Source organism: Nostoc sp. JL23 (assembly GCF_017115065.1).
Lineage (GTDB): Bacteria > Cyanobacteriota > Cyanobacteriia > Cyanobacteriales > Nostocaceae > Nostoc > Nostoc punctiforme_A.
This window is the reverse complement of record NZ_JABXKN010000076.1, coordinates 134,337-159,192: the sequence shown is the minus strand read 5'-3', so window position 1 is coordinate 159,192 and position 24,856 is coordinate 134,337. Positions and strand designations below refer to the sequence as shown.

At 43.5% G+C, this 24,856-nt stretch carries 22 protein-coding genes; 8 read left to right on the top strand and 14 right to left on the bottom strand.

Annotated elements, in window-relative coordinates; translation table 11 throughout:
- Nucleotides 1–84: 84 nt before the first annotated feature.
- Nucleotides 85–1,251 (bottom strand): sigma-70 family RNA polymerase sigma factor, encoded by a 1,167-nt coding sequence (locus HWQ42_RS16460; RefSeq protein WP_292813902.1) that lies wholly within the window; start codon nt 1,249–1,251, stop codon nt 85–87.
- A 184-nt stretch (nt 1,252–1,435) separates the two neighbouring features.
- Here HWQ42_RS16460 and HWQ42_RS16455 point away from each other — a divergent pair, with 184 nt between their 5' ends.
- The 5 genes from HWQ42_RS16455 (at nt 1,436) to HWQ42_RS16435 (ending at nt 11,062) form a co-directional block, all read left to right on the top strand.
- Nucleotides 1,436–1,870, top strand: coding sequence for a hypothetical protein (locus tag HWQ42_RS16455; protein WP_292813899.1), 435 nt, complete (start codon nt 1,436–1,438; stop codon nt 1,868–1,870).
- Between the two features lie 641 nt (nt 1,871–2,511).
- Nucleotides 2,512–2,937, top strand: coding sequence for a hypothetical protein (locus tag HWQ42_RS16450; RefSeq protein ID WP_292813896.1), 426 nt, complete (start codon nt 2,512–2,514; stop codon nt 2,935–2,937).
- A gap of 90 nt (nt 2,938–3,027) precedes the next feature.
- Entirely contained in the window at nt 3,028–3,813 is a 786-nt protein-coding gene (locus HWQ42_RS16445) for a hypothetical protein (RefSeq protein ID WP_292813894.1), read from the top strand.
- On the top strand, nt 3,810–5,444 hold the full coding sequence (locus HWQ42_RS16440) for a hypothetical protein (RefSeq protein ID WP_292813891.1): 1,635 nt from the start codon (nt 3,810–3,812) through the stop codon (nt 5,442–5,444). The genes HWQ42_RS16445 and HWQ42_RS16440 overlap by 4 nt, the downstream gene beginning before the upstream one ends.
- A 452-nt stretch (nt 5,445–5,896) precedes the next feature.
- Nucleotides 5,897–11,062: a caspase family protein gene (locus HWQ42_RS16435; protein ID WP_292813887.1), complete on the top strand. Its 5,166-nt coding sequence runs from the start codon at nt 5,897–5,899 to the stop codon at nt 11,060–11,062.
- Here the strand turns inward: HWQ42_RS16435 and HWQ42_RS16430 are convergent.
- The 11 genes from HWQ42_RS16430 to HWQ42_RS16380 all read right to left on the bottom strand — a co-directional run bounded on the left by HWQ42_RS16430 (nt 11,025) and on the right by HWQ42_RS16380 (nt 18,022).
- On the bottom strand, nt 11,025–11,369 hold the full coding sequence (locus tag HWQ42_RS16430) for a hypothetical protein (RefSeq protein ID WP_292729853.1): 345 nt from the start codon (nt 11,367–11,369) through the stop codon (nt 11,025–11,027). The two genes, HWQ42_RS16435 and HWQ42_RS16430, sit on opposite strands and share 38 nt — an antisense overlap.
- 308 nt (nt 11,370–11,677) lie before the next feature.
- On the bottom strand, nt 11,678–12,529 hold the full coding sequence (locus tag HWQ42_RS16425; RefSeq protein WP_292813884.1) for an aldo/keto reductase: 852 nt from the start codon (nt 12,527–12,529) through the stop codon (nt 11,678–11,680).
- Nucleotides 12,530–12,684: 155 nt separating this feature from the next.
- Nucleotides 12,685–13,692, bottom strand: a complete 1,008-nt coding sequence (locus HWQ42_RS16420; RefSeq protein WP_292813882.1) for an aldo/keto reductase — start codon at nt 13,690–13,692, stop codon at nt 12,685–12,687.
- Between the two features lie 162 nt (nt 13,693–13,854).
- Nucleotides 13,855–14,634, bottom strand: a complete 780-nt coding sequence (locus HWQ42_RS16415) for a carboxymuconolactone decarboxylase family protein (RefSeq protein WP_292813879.1) — start codon at nt 14,632–14,634, stop codon at nt 13,855–13,857.
- Nucleotides 14,635–14,680: 46 nt separating this feature from the next.
- Nucleotides 14,681–15,070 carry an aldo/keto reductase gene (locus HWQ42_RS16410; protein ID WP_292813876.1) on the bottom strand — a complete coding sequence of 130 codons (390 nt, stop codon included), beginning with the start codon at nt 15,068–15,070 and terminating at the stop codon, nt 14,681–14,683.
- The gene (locus tag HWQ42_RS16405; RefSeq protein ID WP_292813874.1) at nt 15,060–15,320 is read right to left on the bottom strand and encodes an aldo/keto reductase; all 261 of its coding nucleotides are present in this window, start codon (nt 15,318–15,320) and stop codon (nt 15,060–15,062) included. The genes HWQ42_RS16410 and HWQ42_RS16405 overlap by 11 nt, the downstream gene beginning before the upstream one ends.
- 27 nt (nt 15,321–15,347) lie before the next feature.
- Nucleotides 15,348–15,551, bottom strand: a complete 204-nt coding sequence (locus HWQ42_RS16400; RefSeq protein ID WP_292813872.1) for a hypothetical protein — start codon at nt 15,549–15,551, stop codon at nt 15,348–15,350.
- Between the two features lie 7 nt (nt 15,552–15,558).
- Nucleotides 15,559–16,389 (bottom strand): NAD(P)-dependent alcohol dehydrogenase, encoded by an 831-nt coding sequence (locus tag HWQ42_RS16395; RefSeq protein WP_292813870.1) that lies wholly within the window; start codon nt 16,387–16,389, stop codon nt 15,559–15,561.
- A 184-nt stretch (nt 16,390–16,573) separates the two neighbouring features.
- Nucleotides 16,574–17,350, bottom strand: coding sequence for an SDR family oxidoreductase (locus tag HWQ42_RS16390; protein ID WP_292813868.1), 777 nt, complete (start codon nt 17,348–17,350; stop codon nt 16,574–16,576).
- A gap of 57 nt (nt 17,351–17,407) precedes the next feature.
- Nucleotides 17,408–17,830, bottom strand: a complete 423-nt coding sequence (locus HWQ42_RS16385; RefSeq protein WP_292813865.1) for a cupin domain-containing protein — start codon at nt 17,828–17,830, stop codon at nt 17,408–17,410.
- 66 nt (nt 17,831–17,896) lie between these two features.
- Complete coding sequence (locus HWQ42_RS16380; protein WP_292729876.1) at nt 17,897–18,022, bottom strand: hypothetical protein; 126 nt, start codon at nt 18,020–18,022, stop codon at nt 17,897–17,899.
- A gap of 84 nt (nt 18,023–18,106) precedes the next feature.
- Between HWQ42_RS16380 and HWQ42_RS16375 the strand changes: the two genes are divergently transcribed.
- From HWQ42_RS16375 to nifH, 3 genes are all read left to right on the top strand, one after another.
- A complete protein-coding gene (locus tag HWQ42_RS16375) occupies nt 18,107–18,640 on the top strand; it encodes an AraC family transcriptional regulator (protein ID WP_292813864.1) in 534 nt (177 codons plus the stop codon).
- Nucleotides 18,606–19,091, top strand: a complete 486-nt coding sequence (locus tag HWQ42_RS16370; protein ID WP_292813861.1) for an AraC family transcriptional regulator — start codon at nt 18,606–18,608, stop codon at nt 19,089–19,091. Before HWQ42_RS16375 ends, HWQ42_RS16370 begins: the two co-directional genes overlap by 35 nt.
- 1,868 nt (nt 19,092–20,959) lie before the next feature.
- Nucleotides 20,960–21,850, top strand: coding sequence for a nitrogenase iron protein (nifH, locus tag HWQ42_RS16365; protein ID WP_292813859.1), 891 nt, complete (start codon nt 20,960–20,962; stop codon nt 21,848–21,850).
- Nucleotides 21,851–22,012: 162 nt separating this feature from the next.
- Here nifH and HWQ42_RS16360 read toward each other — a convergent pair whose 3' ends face one another.
- Nucleotides 22,013–22,309, bottom strand: coding sequence for a hypothetical protein (locus HWQ42_RS16360; protein WP_289798762.1), 297 nt, complete (start codon nt 22,307–22,309; stop codon nt 22,013–22,015).
- A 363-nt stretch (nt 22,310–22,672) separates the two neighbouring features.
- The gene (locus tag HWQ42_RS16355; protein ID WP_292813856.1) at nt 22,673–24,769 is read right to left on the bottom strand and encodes a TonB-dependent receptor; all 2,097 of its coding nucleotides are present in this window, start codon (nt 24,767–24,769) and stop codon (nt 22,673–22,675) included.
- Between the last annotated feature and the right edge of the window lie 87 nt (nt 24,770–24,856).

Here is a 24,856-nt window from a genome sequence, read left to right as displayed (position 1 = left end):
ACGGAGCTTTGAGGTGAATTAACGAAGCTTTGAGATGGATGAACAAGGTTCTAACTCCCCTTGTCCCCAGCCCCCACTCCCTTGTCATACACCATAGTAATTTTTCAACCATTCCTCCATTAGGATGTTTATATTCTTAAGTAGGTCTGAAGTAATGGAAATATGCAAACTATCTTTACTCCAATTAGCTAAAAAGCGTAACAAAGTTTCTTGGGCTTTTTTTAGTCGCCGTGAGACAGTATATTGCTGTATTTGTAATTGTTTGGCAATTTGGTCTTGAGTTAGTTCTTTAGCATAGTAAAGTTGCAAAATTTCTTGTACTTGTGGTTCAAGTTGAGCGATCGCAGCCACTAAAACTTTGTTAATCTCAGTTTGTTGAAAGTTTCTTGTTTGTTCTTCTTCTTGAGCAAGAATTTCATTAATTAGAGATTCTTGTTGTGTTCCAGGAATATTATCAAGCCACTCCCACGAATCATCGCCCCCTTTAGGGATATTGAGAGAGTCAACGGGAAAATAACGATAGCGGCGTGCGGCTTTAGCAGCAGTTAAAAGCCACTTTTCTAGGGTTTGGGAATTGACTTGCTGACCACTTTGTAAATTATAAGCTTTCACGATCGCCTCCCAAATCTCATTGTCTGGTTGAGAAATCTGGCGAGAAGTACCTTTTTGCGTTGGGATATATATACTTTTGAAACAGTTCCAAGCGAGGATGCAATCGTTAATATCTTTTAGCAATAAACCTGCATTTTGTAAAGACTCCACCAAAAACTTTTTAGTGATTTTTCGTAATAATCCCCAATCGGTACAAATATCAATTTCACGATTTTGGCGTAAATTTTCCCGAATAGCACTGCTAAAGAGGGCAGTAGCGTAGTTTTTTAAAATAAAGCCTCGATCTGGATTAAATCCTTTGAGGACTTTATCAACTTGAGCGATCGCAATCTGAAAACAGTCTGATAGCTTGTACTGAGTACTCGCAAAACTGTTAACTGTTTTTTGGGATGCCCAATAACAGGATTCTTGCAAGTAAGCTGCCAGATGCTCTTTAGCCAGTAGCTTCGTTTCAGATATCAGCCAAAATTTATACCAATACAAAACCCAAAAATGTTCCGAAGTTTCTTGAGACGTGCGGTTGAGATAACTTTGCATACTGCGACGTAATTTTGGTTCCGTCGCCCAACGGCTGAAGCGATCGGCGTCAAATTGCACAAAAGTTGAAAAAATTTCAATAATGCTTTGTCGAGGATGCATAAAAAATTGTCACCCAACCTATAGAAAGACTGAAAGCGTTAAAGGACGCCTACACAAACTTTACTACAAGGTGTGAGGATTATATTTCGACTTAAATGAAATGTTTTATACTTAGCCAACTGGTAATCGTGTCTACTTATCAATAAGTTACAAAAACAATTACGAATAATGGAGTGTGACTAAAATGTTGAAACGTTCTTTGAGTATTATTGCTGCTAGTAGCATCTTAACTACTGCTTTAATCAATCCTGCTTTAGCTGTACCAGCTGACTTTATTGGTACTTGGGTAAATAAAGATGCCAATACTTCTAATATTACTCGTTTAGTAATTACCTCAGGTGGTAGCAATAAATTAAATATTCAGGTGTTTGGCAAATGTCATCCTAGTAATTGTGATTGGGGAACTGCACCATTAGTTACCTATGGTATTAATGTCCAAGATACTAATCATAAATATGCAACAGCCAACTATAATAAAGGGTTCGCAAATTCCTTACTAACCTTGGGTTCTGCTCGTCAAGAATTACTGTTGCAAGGCTACACGCAGTTTTTAGATAATAGCGGCAGACAAAATTACTATTCTCGTGAATACTTTCAAAAGCAAACAAGAGTGAGATAAATAATCACTAAAAATCAGCATCAATTATTACTCTAACAACAATAGAGAAGTTTGCAAGTAAGTGAAGCAGCGCGGTCTTCTCCCAAAGGGAGAGGCTAGCGCCTTTCCTTCTCTACGAGACGCTGCGCGAACGCAACGCTACGCGAACGCGGAGCGTCTCGTAGAGAAGGGGGTTCTCCCCATGAGCGACTGCTGAACCCGCAGGGTGAGGTAAACAAAGCAAGACTGAAAATCAGATAGAAAGAGTTTCTAGTTATTGCCTCAAAACCCATAGCTTTGTACTTCAAAACTGCTGCAAAATATAAAATTTATCCCAGCATTAAACCTCGCCTCTGCGGGGTTTTTCTATTTGTATTCCAGATTGAATTATTCTCAAAAAATAATTCTCAAAAATTTTACCAAGACTGCATAAAAATATCAAAGCAAACCTATTGACTAAGTGAAAGGTGAAAACTGAAAACTTTAATTTGATTTTTTCACCAGTTGTCATACTATCACAATTTACTTAATAAAGTAATCTTGTTTTAACCTGTCACGAATGAGTTATAAGAGAAAAAAAGATGAAATTTAAGTAGCGGTACAACCTTGACAAATCCAGTCAAAACAACAAAAGCAAAAAACCAACTTAAAAGATAATCAAAATGAAAATTACAAGTTCAACTTCTACACGTTTAGCATTAGTAATGGGTTTAGCAATTGCTAGTTCAATTATTAGTACTGTAGCTAAAGCTGAATCTATCCCACAAGTAAATTCTCATAATAGCGTATCCAATAAGCCTTTTATTAGCAATGCTGCTCGTCGCGATACTCTTTATAATTTGAACCAACGACCGTTGAATAGTGTCTTAGAAACTGACGGTGGTAAAACAAAAGAATCGAGCGATAAAGGCAAAGATTCTAGCGATAAAGGTAAGGATAGTAAAGAGACTTGCGAAAGTGGTAACTGTGGTGGTGGTCTTATAGATAGAATTAATCCAGTTATTTTACCAGCAGATCAGCTAAAAATACCTGTACTACGAAATGCGCGTCCTCAAACTTTAATTAAAGTTAACAAGCCAATCTTCTAAAAAATAGAGATTGTCAAAAAACAGATTCCCGACTTCTTCAAGAAGTTGGGAATCTAAGCCTCCGATGAGAAAAATGATGGACTAAATATTATGGATTTATTAATTATTGGTTCGACTGATGACATTTTTTGTCAAGCAGTTAACGAATTGGTTAGACAAAAAGGTTATACGAGTCAAGTTTTAGATGTTTGCAATGCTGCAAGAATGTTTTCTATCAGTGTTACTTCTGAAAAATTATCTATTACACCAGAAATCCCAGTTATTTTACGAATTCCGCCACAGATGCCGATTCGCACTAGTTTTGATGATTCTTTTATTTATGATGAGTGTCTTGCTACTTTATGGGCAGCGATGACATTATCTAAATCACCAGTAATTAATCGTCCAACTGCAAATAGTCTTTGGGGTAATTTATCATATTCTTCTAACTTGACTAAATTAAAGGCTGGTTATACTAGCAATCTAGAAATATTCTCTTCACAAGTTCCACCATCGCCGCAAGCATTACTCAATAAACAATGGTATCTCCAAGATTTAACTACTTATAATACTACTGCGTATCCAGAAATCCCTGAAGGGGTGGGGCCATTTCGCGCAAGTTGGGTTTCGACTAACCTTGAATATGAAATTGTTGTTGTTTTAGAAGATAAAGCATGGCGTTGCACCAATACATCTCTAGAACATTTGCAGTTAGAAGAAAAAAGTATTTCGCTGCTGAGAAATTTAGATTTGGTATTTGGCACTGTAACTTGGAGTATTGATAGCAACCTAGAAAGTGCCAATATTGCTCGTATTAACCCTTATCCATCACTGGAAGAAATACAGTTTGTTTGGTCAGATTTTGCTCCCGCACTTTTGGAGACTATTTTCTCATGATTTATGCAATTGGTCTCGATTCAGATCGCACTTTTTGTCATTTTGTTAACTATGCTGAATCTCGTGGTGTCGAAGTCCAAGTAATTAATTTACGCGAAGTTATTCAAAATGGAGATTGGAGGCTAGCATTACCCGATGATAATCAAAGCTGGATAAGTTGTTCTAGCCAAAAATATGTATTAAATCCTCATGGTTCTTATTATTGTCGCTTGATTGATCTTTCAACCGTACAATCAGATGTACAAGATGCGAGGCGATGGAAAAGTCTTCTTGCTGCACTTTGCTGTTGGCTAGAACATATTCCCGGTAACGTAATTAATCGTCCTGGTGCTGGTGCAAATAATTTCTCAAAACCGCTTCATGAATTTCATCTAAAATCTTTAGGTTTTCAAGTTGCTGATAGCCTTACTAGTTCCAATCCAGAAGTTCTAGCTGAGTTTGCTAACGCTGGATTAACAATTGTTAAGACAACATCGGGTGTTCGTGCCGATAGTAGACTGGTAAAATCAGAGGAGTTTCTCGATTTTCACCCAGACGCTGGCCCAGTTCATTTGCAAAGATATATAAAGGGCGCTGATGTGCGGGCGCATGTAGTGGGTGATAGAGTTCACGCAGAATTAATAAAATGTCCGCAGGTAGACTATCGCCATTTTCATGAAGAAGCTGAGTATATCGAGTGGGAGTTACCAGAAGCTTTACATCAAAAAATTATTAATGCAACTGCTGCGTTGGGGTTAAAGTTTGCAGGTTGGGATTTTAAAGTTACTAACGATTTAGAGTACTGGTGTTTAGAAGTTAATCCAATGCCGGGATACGATGGATATGATATTCGGGCAGATGGGAAAATAACAGATTCGCTATTAGCTTTGCTTACAGAAGATATTGCAGGAAATAATATTAGTTGGTATACAGATTCGCGTAATGAAATTTTCTCAGAACAAATTGTGACATCTGAACAGTGTAATGATATTTGTTCTGTAATTCATAGTTTAAGAGAATTCTGGATAAAACGAGGGAACTCTCCAAAGTTTTTCTATACTTTAGGTACAGCTAGTTACTTAGATTTCTTAAATCAACCTAATTTTTCTAAGGATTATTATACTATAGCTCATGAATATAATCTACTTCTAGAACTACACTTAGGTTGGCTTTATAAGTTAATCAAAGAGTATTTAGAGCAGACGCTTATAAACCCTGTAAGGTATAAACCAGATGCAGCGCTGCCTGGGTTTCATATTTGGCAAGATTCTAATCTTATCACGAAACCAAATGCTACCACACACTTCGATTTGCAATACCAAAACCTCAAATGGGATGAAGGTAAACTCGATACTATAAACACAATATCCTTTACTTTACCAATTAAACTGCCGAAAAGTGGGGGTGGGTTGAATGTTTGGGATTTTAACTATATAAATGATTATAGTCAAGCGATCGCAGGTGATGCAGAGATTCTTAAACGATTTAGAACCAAAACTTTTCATAATTACAAAGTTGGTGAAATTGTCTTGCACAGTGGACACACACTTCATCAGATTGCACCAACTACTTGTATTTATCCTGACGATGAAAGAATAACTCTGCAAGGTCATGGATTGTTTTGTGATGGTCAATGGTTACTTTACTGGTAATTAAAATCCCCCCAATCTATGACAAGTATTCGTATAGAAATTTATCGGCTTTGGGCTGCAATTCAGTTATTATTAATTCTGTATAGCAATCTTATCTGAGTTGTAATTTTATCCTAAAGTATAAGTCACAAATCGTTAGTAATGAAGGACTTTTTGAGAAAGCTTTGGCATCTTTGTAAATATTTTGCTGTTGTTAAACGGTTATTTAATTTATTGAATAATCATCAACAATTTGATTTGCCTAAGTTACAACAGTATCTAACTTGTTTACCTGGCTTTTCACGGTATCTGGAAAACCTCTCTCTAAATCTCTCTCCTAAAAGGAGAGAAACTTTGAATTTTCCCCCTTCCCGCGACGAGTTGGGGGTTAGGGGGTTAGGTTAATCGTTAGCTTTTCCACATAACGTGAAAAGTCAGCCTTGTTTACAACGCATTTAGGACTACTTACTGTAATGCCACCAATTGGGATCGCTAGTCGCTCAACTTCAGTCAAACAAACTGCAACTCCTAAGCTGTGGCTAATGTTGGTGGGAGTCAATCAATATCAAGATGACGGACTACCCAGCCTTAGTTATTCAACAGTAGATTGTCAGGGTTTAGCAGAAGCATTGGTAGATGCATCAGCACAATTTACTCAAACAGAGGTAACAATACACCATGATTTTGCACCGCAACCACCATCTTTAGAAAACATCCGTGCTAGTCTCCGGCAAATTACCACTGCGGCTCAACCTATTGATACTATTCTATTTTATTTTTCTGGACATGGAATTGTAGAACCAAACACGCAGCAAGCATTTTTGTGTTTGGCAGATACTCAAAAATCTCATCTTCAAAACACAGCTTTAGCTTTGCAAGAACTTTTGCTATTTTTGGGTAATAGCGGAGCGCAAAATCAGCTTGTTTGGTTAGATGCTTGTCATAGTGGCGGGATGACACTCAGAGGTACAACAATAGAATCATTGCTGAATGCTACACCAAAAATGGTTGAAGTATTACAGCAGCGGGCTGCTAAAAGTAAAGGTTTTTATGCTTTGCTTTCCTGTGATGCTAACCAGCAATCTTGGGAGTTTCCCGAATTGGGACATGGGGTGTTTACTTATTATTTAATGAAAGGATTGCAAGGTGAGGCAGCAGATAGCCAAGGCTTAATTTATGTAGATAATTTGTATCGATACGTATATCATCAAACTCTCCAATATATAGATAAAAGTAATCAACAATTGCGGCTGATTAATCAGCAGAAAAAAACTAAAGGAGAAACTCAACTTTTTCGAGAATATCCGTTGCAAACTCCTAAACGAATTGTTGAGGGAGTTGGGGAACTAATTGTAGGAAAAAGATTAACCCAGGCAACTCTTGGAGTGCATCGCCGGATAGGAATAGTAGTAGAGGGATTATCAGTCAGCAAAACAACACTAGATATTAGCAAATTTCTCGGAAGTGCTGGAGATTTTGCACTAGAGTATTTGCCAGCAACAAAAGTATCTGCCGATCGGATCAAAGAAGCGATCGCTCGTCATTTACAACAACCAGCATCAGAAGTTATGCTGCTTTATTTGCGGGGACGAATTGAAGAAACCGATGCAGGCGAATGGTTATTGCTGGCAGAAAATATCCGCATCAAGCGTTCTTGGTTGAAACAACAGCTACGCCTCTGTACCGCTCAACAAATTGTCATCCTCGATTGTCCTGTAGCTAATACATCCTTGCAAGATTGGGTAGAAGATTTGCAAATTGACTCTCACCAAGGGCAATGTTTAATCGCCTACGGCTCACCTGCTAAGGAACCAGAACGCTTCGCCCAAAAATTTCTCGATACTTTGATGGCGGCAACCCATACAGATGGACTCTCAGCCGCCGGAGCGATCGCTCAATTACAATTATCCTTGGCAGGTAGCGGTGTTCCTCTTTCCATTTCGTTATCAGGTACGCAAGGCATTATAGAAATTCTCCGAGCAAAAACTTATACAAACACGCCAGAAACAACCATAGGATTGGATTTGGGAGTATGCCCTTACATGGGGCTAAGTGCTTTTTTAGAAGAAGATAGTCAGTATTTTTACGGTAGAGAAGCTTTGACTCAGCAGTTAATTCACCAACTACGCGATCGCTCTTTTCTAGCCGTTATCGGTGCTTCTGGAAGCGGCAAATCTTCAATTGTGCAAGCTGGTGTAATTACCCAACTACGATTGGGTAAACAAATACCCAGCAGCGAACAATGGTGGGTTAGAAGTATTCGTCCAGGGGCAAATCCTCTTGAAGCTTTAGCGCGGCGGCTTGGGGGAGCGGGGGAGCAGGGGAGCAGGGGAGCAGGGGAGCAGGGGGAGAATTATTCTTCATCTTCCCACCTGTTGTTAGAGGGAATATTTCACCAAGGAGTAGAGGGATTTGTTTACTGGATACGTAACCAACCCCATCGAGTTGTAGTGCTAGTGGTAGATCAGTTTGAGGAACTCTTTACCCTAGCTCCAATTCCAGACAGAGAGCTATTTTTAGAATTATTGCTGGGAGCGGTGCAATATGCTGGCGATCGCTTCAAATTAATTATTACTTTACGGGCAGACTTTATTGCCTCCTGTTTAGAAGTACCAGCACTGGCTAAAGCTTTGCAGGATTTGAGCGTGTTAGTTCCACCGAAATTAAGTTTGGATGATTATCGGCGGGTGATTCTCAACCCGGCTCAACAAGTCGGATTAAAAGTAGAACCAGAACTGGTGGAAGTATTGTTGCGGGAGCTAAATCACTCGCCAGGAGATTTGCCGTTACTAGAATTTGTTTTAGAGCAATTATGGCAATATCGAGTTGCTGGTGAGTTGACTTTACAAACCTATCAAGAGCAACTAGGCGGAATTCAAGGAGCATTAGAGCGCTCGTCTCAAGCTGTTTACGAAAGTTTAGATGCCCAAATGCGAGAGTGTGCTAAATGGATTTTTTTATCTTTGACGCAACTAGGTGAGGGTACAGAAGATACTCGCAGACGGGTACATAAATCAGAGTTGATAGTCAAAAAATATCCCGCCGCATTGGTAGAAAAAACCCTCAACGCCTTAACTGCTGCCAAGTTAGTGGTGATGAATTTAGAAGAAGATACAAATATTGCCGAGGGTAGTAAAGGAGACAACAAAACAAGTACCCTTCCGTCTCCCTTGTCCCCTTCCCCGATAACAGTAGAAGTCGCCCATGAAATCCTCATCCGTCATTGGTCAACTTTACGCTGGTGGTTAGAAGAAAATCGCGATCGCTTGCGAAAACAAAGGCAAATTGAACAGGCTTCCCAATTGTGGCTGCAACGTAGTCAGCAAGCTGATTTTTTGTTGCAAGGAGTGCGACTAGCAGAGGCAGAAGATATCTATATTAAATATACCGACGAACTTTCTGCTGATGTACAACGGTTTATTGAAGCTTGTTTAGCACAAAGAAAACAACAGCAACAACAAGAGAAAAGAAGACTCAAGCAAGCCCAAAGGGCTGTAGTTGCACTCAGTGTTTTGGGATTAGCGGCAGTCTGTTTTGGCTCTTTAGCCTATTGGAAATCCCAAGCAGCCCAATTGCGAGAAATTGAAGCATTAAATGCCTCATCTCAAGCTAATCTTTTATCACATCAGCAGTTAGAAGCACTGATTGCCAGCGTCAAAGCAGGTAAACAACTAAAAAACACTTTTGGCGCACCAGCCGAGTTGCAAACTCAGACTCTCAATGTTTTACAACAAGTAATTTCTGGAACCCAAGAGCGCAACCGTTTGGAAGGGCATAGCGCTGAAGTATCGAGCGTGAGTTTCAGTCCTGACGGCAAAACAATTGTATCGGCTAGCAACGACAAAACGGCCATAATTTGGGGACGGGATGGCACAAAGCTACGAACATTAACAGGGCATACTGATATAGTGCGGAGTGTCAGTTTTAGCCCAGATGGTCAAATGATTGCAACTGCTAGTTTCGATCGCACCGTCAAGCTGTGGAGAACTAGCGACGGTACTTTGATTAGAACACTAAACGGTCATACTGCGGAAGTTCTGAGTTTATCTTGGTCTGGCAACGGTAAGACGATCGCAACTGGTAGCGCCGATCGCACTGCTAAAATTTGGCAAGTTAGCGATGGTCATTTGCTGAGAACTTTTAGCGGATATAGGGATTTTGTTAATAGTGTCAGTTTTAGCCCTGATGGTGAAATTTTGGCGATCGCTAGTGCAGATAAGACTGTTAAACTTTGGAGGGTTAGCGATGGATTGTTGCAAAAAACCCTACTTGGGCATAGCGCCGCAGTTTCCAGTGTCGCTTTTAGCCCCGATGGTCAAATAGCTTCAGCCAGTGAAGATAAAACCGTGAAACTGTGGCGCAGAGATGGCACACTGCTGAGAAGTATTGCAGCGCACAATGCAGGAGTTCTCAGCGTCAACTTCAGTCATGATGGTCAAACCCTAGCTTCCACCAGCGCTGATAGCACAATCAAACTTTGGAGTTCTAAGGACGGCTTTTTACGCCAAACTTTACTAGGACATAGCATTGCAGTCTACAGCGCCAGTTTTAGCCCAGATGACCAGACCTTAGTTTCGGCTGGCGCTGATAAAACTGTTAGACTTTGGCAGCGAGATAATCCTCTATTCAAAACTCTGACCGGATCTCAAGGTCAACTCTATAGTGTGAGTTTTAGCCCCGATGGGCAAACTCTAGCCACCGCAGGTCTTGATACTACGATCAAACTTTGGCGAACTCGTGACGGAACTTTGCGCCAAACTCTGGAAGGTCATAGTACTTCAGTTTATGGACACAGCGATGAAGTCTACGGTTTAGCCTTCAGTCCTGACGGCGAGACATTAGCCTCAGCGAGTCTTGACCATTACATTAAACTTTGGCGGACTCGTGACGGCTATATGATTAAAACCCTGCAAGGTCATCGTAGCAATGTCAATAGTCTCAGCTTTAGCCCTAATAGTCAAATTCTGGCAAGCGCCAGTGCTGATATGACCATTAAACTTTGGAATATTCAGCAAAAAGCTTTAATTAAAACTCTCCAAGGACACACGGCTGAAGTTTTGAGCGTTAGTTTCAGCCCTGATGGCCAAGTACTCGCCTCAGCTGGTAGAGATAACAAAGTTTTGCTTTGGAGAGTTAAGGATGGCAAGTTACTGTATAATCTGCCAGGACATACTAATGCTGTCAACGCCATCAGTTTTAGTCCTGATGGTCAAGTACTCGCCTCGGCTAGTGCTGATAAAACTATCAAACTCTGGCAAGTCAGCAATGGAACTTTACTACAAACTCTTACAGGACATACTGATGGCGTCTACAGCGTCAGCTTTAGTCCTGATGGCAAGATAATAGCCTCAGCTAGCGGTGATGGAAGCATTAAACTTTGGAACCGTGATGGCAGAGAACTCAAAACTCTCCCAGGTCATACTGATGCAGTATTGAGCGTCAGTTTTAGCCCTGATGGGAAATTTTTGGCTTCTGCCAGTTTTGATGGTACAGCTAAACTTTGGCGTCTTTTGAGCACAGAACTGCAAACCCAAGATTTAGACAATCTACTGATTCGCAGTTGTAAATTGCTAAAGGATTACCTCAAAACTAACCCGAAGATTAGCGACCAAGAACGGGGTTGGCTATGTTCTGATTGACGGAGCTAGAATTGATCGTATCTTGTAAACCTGTACCCAGCTTTTGCAACAATGTATCTCTGCGAGGAGGTCTGGGCCCTGGTCCTTTCACCGGCGAGTTCCCACCGGTTGGCCCCGGTGATTGTTCATCTCCTGGGTTCCTGAGTTGATTCTCAATTACAGGAGTTTGAAACTCCCCTTTTACCACAACTTGTTGTAAATTACCAACTTTGGGTGTAATAAGTTGTACAGGATTTGCCAAAGTAGGTAAGGCAGTGAATAATATCGTTGGTAATGCGATCGCTAAACCCAAAATTTGCTTTTGCATATCAAGCCTTTTTCCTGTTTAATATATACTTTCAGCTGAACTACTAGGGAGCGTGTACCTCTGTAGATACTTAGCTACAAAGGCAAGCAACAGTATTCCAGATTTTGGGTTTAAAACCCTTCACTGACTTAATAGATCCAGTTGAGTTTTTTTATGCAGTTTTCTGAGTAGTGTTTCCAGAACTTATGTCTATTAAATAATTAAAGCGATCGCCGCCAAACAATTATAGCGAAATCGTCCCAATGTCCCTATGTACATTTGGGTTGCACCGCGCGTTACGCGCCAAATCAAACGGGAGCGCAGTGATTCTAAATGTCAAGTTTTACGGTACTCAACTGTTTCACCATCTCCGGATCACGATGGTCGAAGAAGCTGCTAACCTTCATATCTAGCGAGATAATTGCATTCATATCTTCAGGGCTAAGTTCAAAATCGAAAATGTTGAAGTTCTCAACAATCCTTTCCTTACGAACTGACTTTGGAATCACCACGATTCCTCTCTGGGTCAGCCAGCGCAGGATCACTTGAGCAACGGTTTTCTTGTATTTCCCAGCGATCGCAAGCAGCAGTTCATTTTTGAAAATGTTGTTCTTGCCTTCAGCAAACGGTCCCCAGGATTCAATCTGAACATTGTTTTCCTCTAAAAACTTCTGGGTTTCAATTTGCTGATGGAAGGGATGGGTCTCAATTTGATTGACCGCAGGAACGACTTCGTTATGAACCATCAGATCCATTAAGCGATCGGGTTGGAAGTTGCTAACACCGATGGCTCTAATCTTGCCTTCTCGATAAAGTTCTTCCATTGCTCGCCACGAGCCATAGATATCGCCGTAGGGTTGATGAATCAGATAAAGATCCAGATAATTCAATTGCAATCTTTTGAGCGATCGCTCAAACGCCTTCTTTGTACTTTCGTAGCCAGTATCCTGAATCCAAAGTTTGGTGGTGACAAAGATATCTTCTCTTGGCACACCACTTTTTTCAATGGCTTTGCCAACGGCTCCTTCGTTTTGATAAGCAGCGGCGGTATCAATTAAACGATAGCCCGCACGTATTGCTTCATATACGCTTCTTTCACACTCTTCAAGGTCAGTTATCTGGTAGACACCGAACCCTAAAATGGGCATCTCGACACCATTATTCAGTACAACCTTTTGCATTATTTCTCTCCAAATTGTGCTTTTTCCTTCAATGAGCGGTCAGTAGCCTTGCGATGATTCGTGGTTGACCTCTGCCACTTGATCGCAACCAGCCATAATGGTTTGGGTCTGGTCTAAGGGATAGTTATGCCAGACCCAAAAACTGCAATCAATGTTTAGCGACCAGTCATTTGCTCCAGCTTTTCGGGGTATCTCGCCCCTTGCACCGTAATTTGGGAGGCGGCATCATCGATGTCACGCAGATCGTCGGGCGTAAGTTCGACGGAGACTGCCCCAATGTTTTCGTCCAAGCGATGCAGCTTCGTGGTGCCTGGGATCGGAACAATCCACGGCTTTTGGGCCAGCAGCCAGGCAAGTGCAATCTGAGCAGGTGTCACCTGTTTCTGTTCGGCAATGCTACCGAGCAGATTAATCAGGGCTTGATTCGCCTTGAGAGCTTCCGGCGTAAAGCGAGGCAAGGTGCTGCGGAAGTCGGAACTGTCGAAAGTGGCGTTTTCGTCGATCTTACCAGTGAGAAAGCCCTTGCCCAACGGGCTGTAAGGGACAAAGCCGATTCCGAGTTCCTCAAGGGTCGGTATCACTTCTTTCTCAGGAGTCCTCGTCCACAGCGAGTATTCGCTCTGGAGAGCCGTGATCGGCTGAACTGCATGCGCGCGACGAATCGTTTGCACTCCTGCTTCCGAGAGTCCAAAGTGCTTCACCTTACCTGCCTGAATCAGTTCCTTCACCGCTCCTGCCACGTCTTCGATCGGCACGTTCGGGTCAACCCGGTGCTGATAGAGTAGGTCGAGACAATCGACCTTGAGTCGCTTGAGCGAACCCTCAACGGCCTGCTTGATTTGCTCCGGCCGGCTATTCAGGCTGGGCGAACCCTTCATCCCGCGAGGATCGGAATTAGGACTCAGGTCGAATCCGAATTTGGTGGCAATGATCACTTGCCCCCGAAAGGGAGCGAGGGCTTCGCCCACAAGCTCTTCGTTGGTGAACGGGCCGTAGACCTCGGCGGTGTCAAAGAATGTAACGCCACGTTCGACGGCCGCCCCCAGAAGAGCGGTCATCTCCTGCGTGTCTTTGGGTGGGCCATAAGAAAAGCTCATTCCCATGCAGCCCAGCCCGATAGCCGAGACTTCCAGATTACTGTTTCCAAGTGTGCGCTTTTGCATTATTTGAACTCCTGTCTTTGATTTAAAGGTCGAACTGTCTTAACCTAAGATCGGGTCTGGTATTGCCGCAGCAGTCGTTTATCTCGCGTATGTAGTCTTCTACAGCGGCCGAAATGTCAATGAGAGAACATATTCTTCGTTAGTCAATCGCGATCGTCACCATTACTCCGTCGCCACTTCCTGAAGGCATTTCAACGCGTTCAGTGTTCGGGGATATCCCACCCAAGGCAACAATTGTGTAATCAGATCCAGCAGTATATCTTTGCCGTTGCCGACATTCAGGTTGCCTTGAATGTGCCCCTTTATCTGTGATTCAACCCCACCCAGAGCAATGAGGATAGACAGTGTGATCAGCTCCCTAACTCTTATGTCTACGCCATTGCGGGTGTAATAATCGCCAAAGCAATTGGCAGACAGAAACCTTTGAATGTGGAGCTGCTCTTTGGGCGATCGCTGATACATTTGCTCGATCGTTTCGCCGAACACAGCTTTCTGTATTGCCAGCCCTTTGTCGTAGCGTGTTTCCGGGCTGGTAGTAGATTGCCCTTCTAAAGGTAATTGAATACCTCTGCTGGACATCACTTCATTCGTGGCATGAACGAAGTCAAATGCTTTCGCCATTCCCACGTAGGGTACCGACTGATACAGGATCTCCTTGATTTCAATCGGCGTTACTCCGACATTGAGCGCTGCGCCCACCATAACCCTGTATTCGCTTACTGCTTGGCTGCCAATGATAGACGCCAGAATCAGCATCACCCTTGTCTTTGTATCCAGTTTGCTCTCAGCAATTACTTCGTCGAAGGCGAAGTTGTCAAAGACTTCGATCAGTTCAGGGTCGGTTTCTTTCAGGGTCGATTTGTGGTTTGGAAACAGTTCTTCATGGTTTTTATGTGCCGCTTCACTTATCCTTACAGAGTCCTGCTGCTGTGTATTTGTCATCCGCACCTCCTTATTGGGGTTAAAATTCTATGGTCAGCGATTCCGTCTATAATCCCGTGCGCTTTTCCAACTCTTCTGGATAGCGATCGCCTGACACTGGAATTTGCGCCAATGCCGCGTCGATGCTCTTCAACTCGTCCTGCGTCAGTTCGATATCTGCTGCCGCAACGTTTTCTTCCAGGCGGCTCAATTTGGTCGTGCCGGGAATGGGCACAATCCAAGGTTTTTGCGCCAGTATCCAGGACAGGGCGATTTGCGCTGCTGTAGCTTTCTTCTGGTTCGCCACCTCTTTCAACAAATCCACTAAGAACTGGTTGGCATTGAGAGCCTCCGGCGTAAACCGAGGAACGATGCTTCGGAAGTCGGATTTGTCGAATTTCGCGTCCTTGCTGATACTGCCTGTCAAGAAACCTTTACCCAAAGGACTAAACGGCACAAAACCGATTCCCAATGACGACGCGATCGCGGTAAGGTTTGAGCGCTTCGCCCACCAATTCTTCATTGGTGAATGGCCCATACATTTCGGCTGTATCAAAGAGGGTGACGCCACGCTCCACCGCGGCTTGGAGCAGGGAGATGCTTTCTTTCTTGTCGAGGGTATGGCTGTAGGCATAGTTCAACCCCATACAGCCTAGCCCGATCGCCGAGACTTCTAAGTTACTGTTTCCAAGTTTGCGCTTTTGCATTGTTACTCCTTTGAGGTTCTACCTCGGTTATGCAGATTTAAGGGATGCCATATCGATACAGAAGCGGTATTTCACATCGGACTTGAGCAGGCGATCGTAAGCTTGGTTGACCTTTTGGATCGGGATAACTTCGACATCTGCGGTGATGTTATGTTCGCCACAAAAGTCGAGCATTTCTTGGGTTTCGGGAATGCCACCGATGTTTGAGCCAGAGAGATTGCGGCGCGCCATAATCAGGCTAAATGCCGAAACATCCAGGGGAATCGGGGAAGCTGCCATCGAGGCGGAGCAGGTTGAGATAAGCGTTGATGTCGTGCTTGGCGGAAACGGTGTCGAGGATGAAATCGAAGCTGCCAGCGTGCTTTTGCATCTCTTCGGCATTGCGGGAGACGACCACTTCGTCGGCACCCAGGCGGAGCGCGTCTTCCGTCTTGTCGGGTGAGGTGGTGAAGACGACAACGTGGGCACCAAACGCACGGGCAAACTTCACGCCCATGTGTCCCAGCCCCCCAAGACCGACTATGCCAACTTTCTTACCCTCAGTGACACCCCAGTGACGCATGGGTGAATAGGTTGTGATTCCAGCACACAGAAGCGGTGCAACCCCGGCGAGATCGAGGTTGGAGGGAACGCGTAGCACGAAGCGTTCATCAACGACAATGCTATCGGAGTAGCCCCCATAAGTAACGCCACCAAGGTGCTTGTCTGGAGAGTTGAAGGTGAGGATCTGATTCGGGCAGAAATTCTCAAGGCCAGCTTTGCAATTAGGACAGGTACCATCCGAATCGACCAAGCAACCGACCGCCGCAAGGTCGCCGGGCTTATACTTGGTAACTGCCGAGCCGACCTGGGTGACACGTCCCACGATCTCATGACCGGGGACAATCGGGTAGTTCGTGGACATGAAATCGCTCCACTCGTTACGCACTGAATGGAGGTCGGAGTGGCAGATGCCACAGAAGAGGATTTCGATCTGAACATCGCGTTCGGTTGGATCGCGCCGGGCGATCGTGTCGGAAGCGAGCGGTGCAGTTGCACTGGCTGCGGAGTAAGCTTTGGCGTTGTACATAAATTGATGCTCCAATCTGGAAGATAAGCTGGTTTCCTTCTACTCGGTCTTGAATCTGTCCTGGTATTGTCGCTGAACTTTTTCATCCAATCCACGGGCTTGCCGTCGAGTACCTCCTGAGTGGCGATACGCGACAATGCTTTGTTGTCGTGCGTTTAGGGTTTGATCGAGTTGGCGACGAACATTACTGCACCGTTTGGCCACCGTCGATGACCATAGCGTGCCCAACGACGAAGGCAGCCGCGTCCGAGCAAAGCCAGACGACGGCCGCAGCGATCTCCTCGGGCTTGCCCATCCGTCCGACCGGCTCCTCCGCAATCACCTTTGCGCGTCCTTCGTCCGTACCGCCGGTGAAACGACCCATCATTGGGGTGTCGATGTAGCCAGGACAGACGGCGTTGACGCGGATGTTCTGCGCGGCGTAGTCGAGGGCCGCTGCCTTGGTCAGTCCGATCACGCCATGTTTGGCGGCGGTGTACGCAGGGCTGCCCTTGATGCCGATGATTCCTGCGCCCGAAGACGTATTGACGATCGCACCGCGTCCCTGCTTGAGGATCAGTGGGATCTCGTGTTTCATGCACAGGAAAACGCTGCGGAGGTTGATGTCGATAATCCGGTTCCACTCCTCCTCCTCGTACTCCGCAGTCGGAGCCGCCTTCTTCGGCTCGATGCCCGCGTTGTTGAAGGCGAAGTCCAGCCGCCCGAAAGCTTCAATGGTCTTGTCCAGCACAGCCTTCACGTCCTCAGCCCGCGTTACATCACACCTGACGGCGATCGCCCGACCGCCGAGTTCCTCGATCATGCGTGCTGTTTCTTGATTGCTCGGTTCTGAAACATCAGTAACCACCACGCTGGCACCCTCACGGGCAAACGCCAGCGCTGTAGCTCGACCGATACCGCTCGCTGCTCCGGTCACAAACGCAACCTTTCCTCTGTAGTTTCCATTCTCGTTCGTCGCCACTATTTTCCTCCTTCGATTCTTCGCTTAACAAGGTCTTAAAACCACCGGATGTGGTGATTAGCTGGAGTACTGCTTGTCGCTGACCTTTTCCATCCAGTCCACGGTCTTGCCGTCGAGCTGTTCCTGAATGGCGATGTGTGTCATTGCCGTGGTTGAGGTAGCACCGTGCCAATGCTTCTCACCCGGCGAGAACCAGATCGTGTCCCCCGGTCGGATTTGCTCGATCGCGCCGCCCCAGCGCTGTGCGAGACCGCAGCCAGCCGTCACGATCAGGGTCTGTCCCAACGGGTGGGTGTGCCATGCTGTCCGAGCACCAGGCTCGAACGTGACACTGGCACCAAGTGTGCGTGCTGGATCGTGCGCCTCGAACAGGGGGTCAATGCGGACAGTGCCTGTAAAATACTCAGCCGCTCCTTTGGCGGAAGGCTGTGAGCCACTTCTTTTGATGTCCATTTCCTTAATTCTTTTACTTGATACCATTTGGGTGGCTGCCCCAATCGTAGAGATTGAGCATTTATCGCTTCTCTATCAATAGGGATGGATTTTTTAAGAAGCAAGGTTAGCCTTGATGCCGTTTTGGTTGTCAGTAGGTGAATCCCTTACCCAATCAAAACTGAGTTTTCTCTTAAATAAAAATCCAGACGCTTGCAAGAAGCCGGAATCGTTTTTCATTGCTTTAGCTTCATCTTAGGCATTTTGGAGGACAAGCAATAAAACGATCGTCTAAGATCGTTGTACAATCCTGCAAACTTAGAAATGAACGCTGCCAAAACGAGTGAAAAGTCCAATATCGATTTAATGAACGATCCGCAGGCAAAGCGCGAGGCAGACAGAGCGCAAGCCAACAGAGACGAACTGAAAGAGCGTATTGCACAAGCTATTCGTCATGATGGGACGATTGAGCCGCTCAAAGGTTTGCACTTCAACCGCTCCTCCTCGCCTTCGGAATGCCTTCATAGTGTCTCTGTTCCTGCCTTTTGTGCGATCGCTCAGGGCAGCAAAGAAGTTTTTCTGGGTAGCGATCGCTATCATTACGACCCGATGCATTATCTGCTTGCTACGGTTGAACTACCGATTGTCAGCCAAATTCTGGAAGCGTCTAAGGAGCAACCGTATCTTAGCGTTCGCCTCGATCTTGACCCCACCCTCGTTGGCTCAGTGATGGTCGAGGCAGGGTATCCCTCATCGCGTTGCCGTGCTGATGTGAAAGCGATTGACGGTAAGTCCGTTGAATGCAAATCTGTTGGACGCTGTGGTGCGGCTCGTCAGGCTTCTAGATTCCCCTGCTGAAGCTCATGTTCTCGCACCACTGATTAAGCGGGAAATCATTTACCGACTCCTGATGGGAGAGCAAGGTAATCGGCTCCGTCATATTGCAGTTCTGGGTGGCTATACCTACCATATCGCCAGAGCCGTCGCGCGACTTCGTAAAGACTTTAACGAGCCGATCAAGATTGAAAGCATTGCACGAGAGATGGGAATGAGTGTTTCGGGTTTTCACCATCACTTCAAGTCTGTCACTGCAATGAGTCCCTTGCAGTTCCAGAAGCAACTGCGGCTCCAAGAAGCTCGCCGCGTGATGCTGGGGGAAAACCTTGATGCTACCAGTGCTGCCTATCGAGTTGGGTATGACGATACCTCGCACTTCAATCGGGAGTACAAGCGGCTCTTTGGTGCACCACCGATGCGGGATGTGGAGCGCCTGCGAGAAGCTGCTAGGGAGACTGCTAGTTCAATATGATCGGAACCAGCCCTTTCAAGGTCTTGTAATTTTCCTCAAATTATAGTTAGTTGAAAAAATCGGCTCTCCTAGACTAGTTATAGAAAATTAATACTTGATATCAGGTTAAGTCCTTATATAGTAAGGGATTCAAGAATCAGAAAGCATATTTTTATTAAATCTTTGATTCTGTTTTAGCGAAACCTAGTTACATCAGGTATTTTAACTGTTTTTTAGTATTAATTTATCAAACGAAATCTGGGAGAGCCAAAAAATCTAGTATTTTGTGAGTTATTTAATCTACTTTCTTTACAAATTTTTTGACTGCAAAAATAAGAAATTCTGTTGTCTTTATAAAAGAATACGCTTGGGTTAGCGCCAAAAATCTTAAACTAGACATCTTGGAAAAGTAACTTTTGCAAGATGTTGGCGTGCATGTTAAAAGTTACTGGGTTTGGGAAAATTCCATACCTTTACCCATTACCCTTTTCCCCATAATACCAAGAAGTCTACTGTGTAGGTTGGGGAGCCACTGCGCCCTTGCGGTTTCCCGACTTGTCCGCGCAGCGCGTCTCTCCTTCTCCTTTTGGAAGAGGCTAGCGCCAAGGGACAAGCAAGTGGCGTTTGAGGAACGGAACCCAACATTTTCATAGCTTTGTTGGGTTACGCTTTGCTTAACCTGAACTGGATTGCTTTATCAAACAATAGTTTGAAATACTTTTATCAAATTCCCAAAAGTATCTAACTGCACATATTTGTTATTATAAATAATTTTATTAACTAACAACCAGTGAGGACGTAACGTATGACTATTAAAGGGTCCAAGGATAATCTTCTATTAAATAGATAAATAATTTGAGATTCGGCAAATTAATTAGTGAGATGTATGTTATGGTTTTTATAGGAATCAAACAAGTGAAAACACAAAAAGACTTCAAAACAAGTTTGAGGCAAGCTCAAGAAAGTTTTTTTGCTCTGGTAAGTCCCCTTCAATTAGCTACATCTTTTTTTAACGAAAATCTAAAACTAGATTGAGTAGGATAGTAGCCTTTGTAACAACTTGAAGTCAATCAAAATTTATCTGGGTATGAGCCAATAAGAGTTGGCTAACCTAGCTAGAGCATTACCCGCCAAAGGCAATTACTCTTGGAGTCTGGGAAGAAAGACTCTTAGTACAGCCTGACAATTCAATAGAAATACAGAATATTTACTAACTTAGTCTTGCGGGAATAAACATTTTCAACCGCCAACTAAGTTGAAGCAGTTGCTGACTTTTGGAACGAAAACTTCAAGCAGAATGGTGTAGTTCCATAATTTCTAAGAATTTAACTATACTGTCAAAAGTCACCAAGATATTATCTAAGCCAGAGTATGAGATGTTGTCTGTGCAAATATTATATTACTGCACTGGTAGCTACCACTTTTAGGCTGGAATTTATCTTGCTGCATCAATCACGAAACGAGAAGCGCTATAGATTTTCTTGGTTACTTGACATCAGCAAAATCAGAAAAGTTGTAGCGACCATTTAAGAGTGGATTGCAATTTGGTTGGTTGTGTGGTTCAAGGAACAAATCTGCGTTCATTTGAATTCCTGCTGCAACCACTCTTGAGGCTTGAGCAACCATTTGGGATTCATTACAACAACTGATAATGCTGAAGTCATAGTTTCAAAGGCTTCGTTATTAGGAGATTAGATTTCTCTATCTCTTAAGCCATGTCTGACGACAAGCCACTCTGCGTCTACGCTTCGTGGGTAAATATGTTCTGATTTTAACTGTTTTTGCCAGGGTGCGATTGCCAACAGGCTCTACTTCCCTACGACACCAAGGGTGAATATTTCACATCAAGCTTACGACCCATTAACTAAATCATTGTAGGAAACACAACCATGACTGATCCAAAGATTAGACAAATAGCTTTCTATGGTAAAGGCGGTATTGGTAAATCTACCACTTCTCAAAATACCCTTGCAGCAATGGCTGAAATGGGTCAGCGCGTCCTGATTGTCGGTTGCGACCCCAAAGCTGACTCCACCCGTTTGATGCTACACAGTAAAGCTCAAACAAGTGTTCTTCAATTGGCTGCTGAACGCGGTGCTGTAGAAGATATTGAACTCGAAGAAGTAATGCTCACCGGTTTCCGCGATGTACGTTGTGTGGAGTCTGGTGGTCCTGAACCTGGTGTAGGTTGCGCTGGTCGTGGTATTATCACCGCTATCAACTTCTTAGAAGAAAACGGTGCTTACAAAGATGTTGATTTTGTAAGTTACGACGTTTTGGGTGACGTTGTGTGTGGTGGTTTCGCTATGCCTATCCGTGAAGGTAAGGCACAAGAAATCTACATCGTTACCTCTGGTGAAATGATGGCGATGTATGCAGCTAACAACATCGCTCGTGGTGTTCTCAAATATGCTCACACTGGCGGTGTGCGCTTGGGTGGTTTGATTTGTAACAGCCGTAACGTTGACCGGGAAATCGACCTAATCGAAACCCTGGCAAAACGTTTGAACACCCAAATGATTCACTACGTACCTCGTGACAACATTGTGCAACACGCAGAATTGCGCCGCATGACTGTTAACGAGTATGCACCTGACAGTAACCAAGCTAATGAATATCGGACATTAGGTACAAAGATCATCAACAACAAGAATCTGACTGTCCCCACCCCTATTGAGATGGAAGAGTTAGAAGAATTGTTGATTGAATTCGGTATCCTGGAAAGCGACGAAAATACCGCAATGCTAGTTGGTAAGTCTGCAACTGAAGCACCTGTTTAAAGTATTGCTAAGTAAATAATGGTTTAGGGTGGGCTGCCGCCCACCTTTTTCCCAATTTTTGCATTTCTTTGTTTGAATACTTAATAGAAATATATAGCGATTAATTATTTTTAAGCAGAAGCTAGTAAAGGATTTGTTAACAACAATGACAGCTATACATCCCTACTCCCAAGTAGAAATATCTCGCAGCAAATTAGGAATTTCTCCTTGAGATAAGGGAAACTCTAGCAAAGTTTCTCTAATACCCAAATATCCAGATTCCGCAAACGATAAAAGCATTCGTGAAAGCGCTAGCCAAACCTCTGGTTCGTATTCCCAATCACGATAACGTGAAGCTTGACCAGCAATTGAACGTAGTGCCCAGAAATAAGAATTTCTCACCACCGAACCGCCCTTCTTAAACTCTGGTAAATCTTCGTGGTGGATCAAAAGTATTTTATTTTCAATTCTGGCTCTCATAGCAATTTTAGATTTTAGATTAAAAGTAAATATTTAAGTATGGTCATTATCGCTTTAGCTTAACGCACTATGTTATACGGCGGAGCGTCGTCTTTATCAAAAAAGTGCTGTAAAATAAGAAGAATTCAGAAGTCAGAATTCAGGAGTCAGAATCAAGACTCGACGTTCGTGACGCTCGAAGACTTGCTAACGCTACGCTATCAGTCGGGTATTCAGACCCGTGACTGATTGAAGAACACCAAATCGTAGATTTGGTGGGGTACAAAAACGCCGATTATTCATCCCCCAGTCGTACAAAATACCCAACTGAATTCTGACTCCTGGCTCCTGAATTCTGTTCGATAAAATCTCTACATTGAATACCTAAAAATTGGCGTTTAAACCCACACGAAAAGTAAATCCAGGGCTATATATGCGATTAACTCGCTCATATTGCTCACCGAGTAGATTTTCTAAGTAAACTGTTAGTCCTAAGTTGCTAGTTAGAGGTATACGTCCGCTCAAATCTAAATTCACAAAAGACGGTGCAAAATCTGTGGGCTTATCACCAGGATTAGCGAAGATTGATCTACGAGCGCCACTATTGTAGGTAACATAAAAGTTAGCTTGCCAACCTGAATTTTGATAACCCACACCAGTTTGCAGTACAGAGTAGGGAATCAAACCTAATTGTAAACCTTTCTCTGTCCCTGTTTTTATTTGAGCATCTGTATAAGTATAGTTGAGGAAAGTTGACCAGCCAGCCGCAATTTTTAATTGCAATGCAGCCTCTAAACCATTGGTATCTACTAATCCAATGTTTGCCCATTTTCCGGCGATGACTCCCAAGCGATCGCCTATACTACTACCAAAGTAAGTAAACTGTCCAATCAGATTTTGAGAAAAATTAACATCGACTCCCGCAGTCCAAGTTGAGCCAATTTCTGGGCTTAAATCAGGATTAGGTTCCCAACCATGAACTGTATCATAAACATACAACTGATCTAACCCAGGATTACGTTGTCCCCCTGCCCAACTTCCACGCACTGCTACCATTGGTGTGACGGCATAACGTAAACCAACACTAGGGTTGAGATAATTTCCAAATTGGCTGTCAAAGCTTTGCCTTAGCCCTAAATCTATCAGAAAATTATCGCTAATATTCCAAGTATTGACAGCGAATAAAGCAGCATTGAACAAACTCCTGTTTTCAGTTTCGTTATTGGAAATCCTACTAGGATTTGTACTCAAAACATCACCGGTTAAGTCGGTGTTTTTCAAATCTAATCCCCAGCGCAATTTATTATTGGCGGTAATTTTCCACTCATGATCTATCCTGGCTGTAAGTTGTTGAGTATCTAAAGCTCCTGTACGGTAAAATGCTCCTGTAGGCCCATAAGTGCTGAAATAATCTTGGTTATAACCAATTGAGGTTGTCAGGTTAGAGCTTTCGCCATTACCTAACCGAGTTTTCCAAGATAAGCCAATATTTAAACCATCGTGGTCTAATCTATCTCTTTGGAGAGGAAACCCAAAATAAATTAAGCCGCGACGACTGCTGAGTGTAGTAACATCTAAATTCAATGAATTTTTCTGATCTAAATCTAGTCCAATGCTACCAAAGTATGTACTTGTCGCTGTGTCTGCATTTGATAAAAACCCCTTTTCATCACGATTTGCTGCACCTACAGGAACGGGATAACGGTTATCTGTAAAGAATCTTTCAAAGCTAAAGTTGTACTTAACCTTATCAGATGAACCACCATAAGTTACTTCTTGATTATTTAAATTCAATGAGCCAAATTCTGCACTACCACTCAATTTAGGTTTGCCATAACCTTCTTTGGTAATAATATTGACAACTCCTCCAAAGGCTGAGGAACCAAATAAAGCGGAGGCGGTGCCGCTATATAATTCCACTCGTTCAATCGTCTCTACAGGAATGCTATTTAAATCAGTTCCACCATGATAAGTGTTGACATTGTTGTTAATCGGTCTGCCATTAATCAAAAATACAGATTGATTAATTGAGGCTCCCCGGTAGTATGTACCTGTGTGAGTATCTGCACCATGACCTACATCATTGATTGCAAAACCAGGCATTCTTTTCAAAATATCGGCTAAACTTGCAGCACCCTGCTTTTTAATTTCTTCTCGATCAATGACGTAAGTTGGAGTAGATTGAGGTAGGTTGTCTGGTTCTGCGATCGCTTCTATAGAAATGTCTGCATCATCGCTCGGAGTTTGCTCTGTTTCTGGCTGAGTTTCTTCTGGATTAACTTCAATCGGTACAGATTGTTGAGTTAATAATTCGGCATTAGTAGCGGGTAGCTCAACTTCACTCAAACTCGGAATATCTAAAATGACTTCGGTTGATTTATTAGTATTTCTCTGCTCAATTTCACTCTCAGCAGCATAACTAGGAGACGCTATCAGTAAACTCGGTAAAGCAACTGTTAGCAACAAAAAATCCTTTTTCACGTTCTCTTTCACACCAAGTAAAAACAGTCACTACGTAGCATTGTTGCTGTAATAGTAAAATCGTGTCAAAAGACACGCTGTCATATT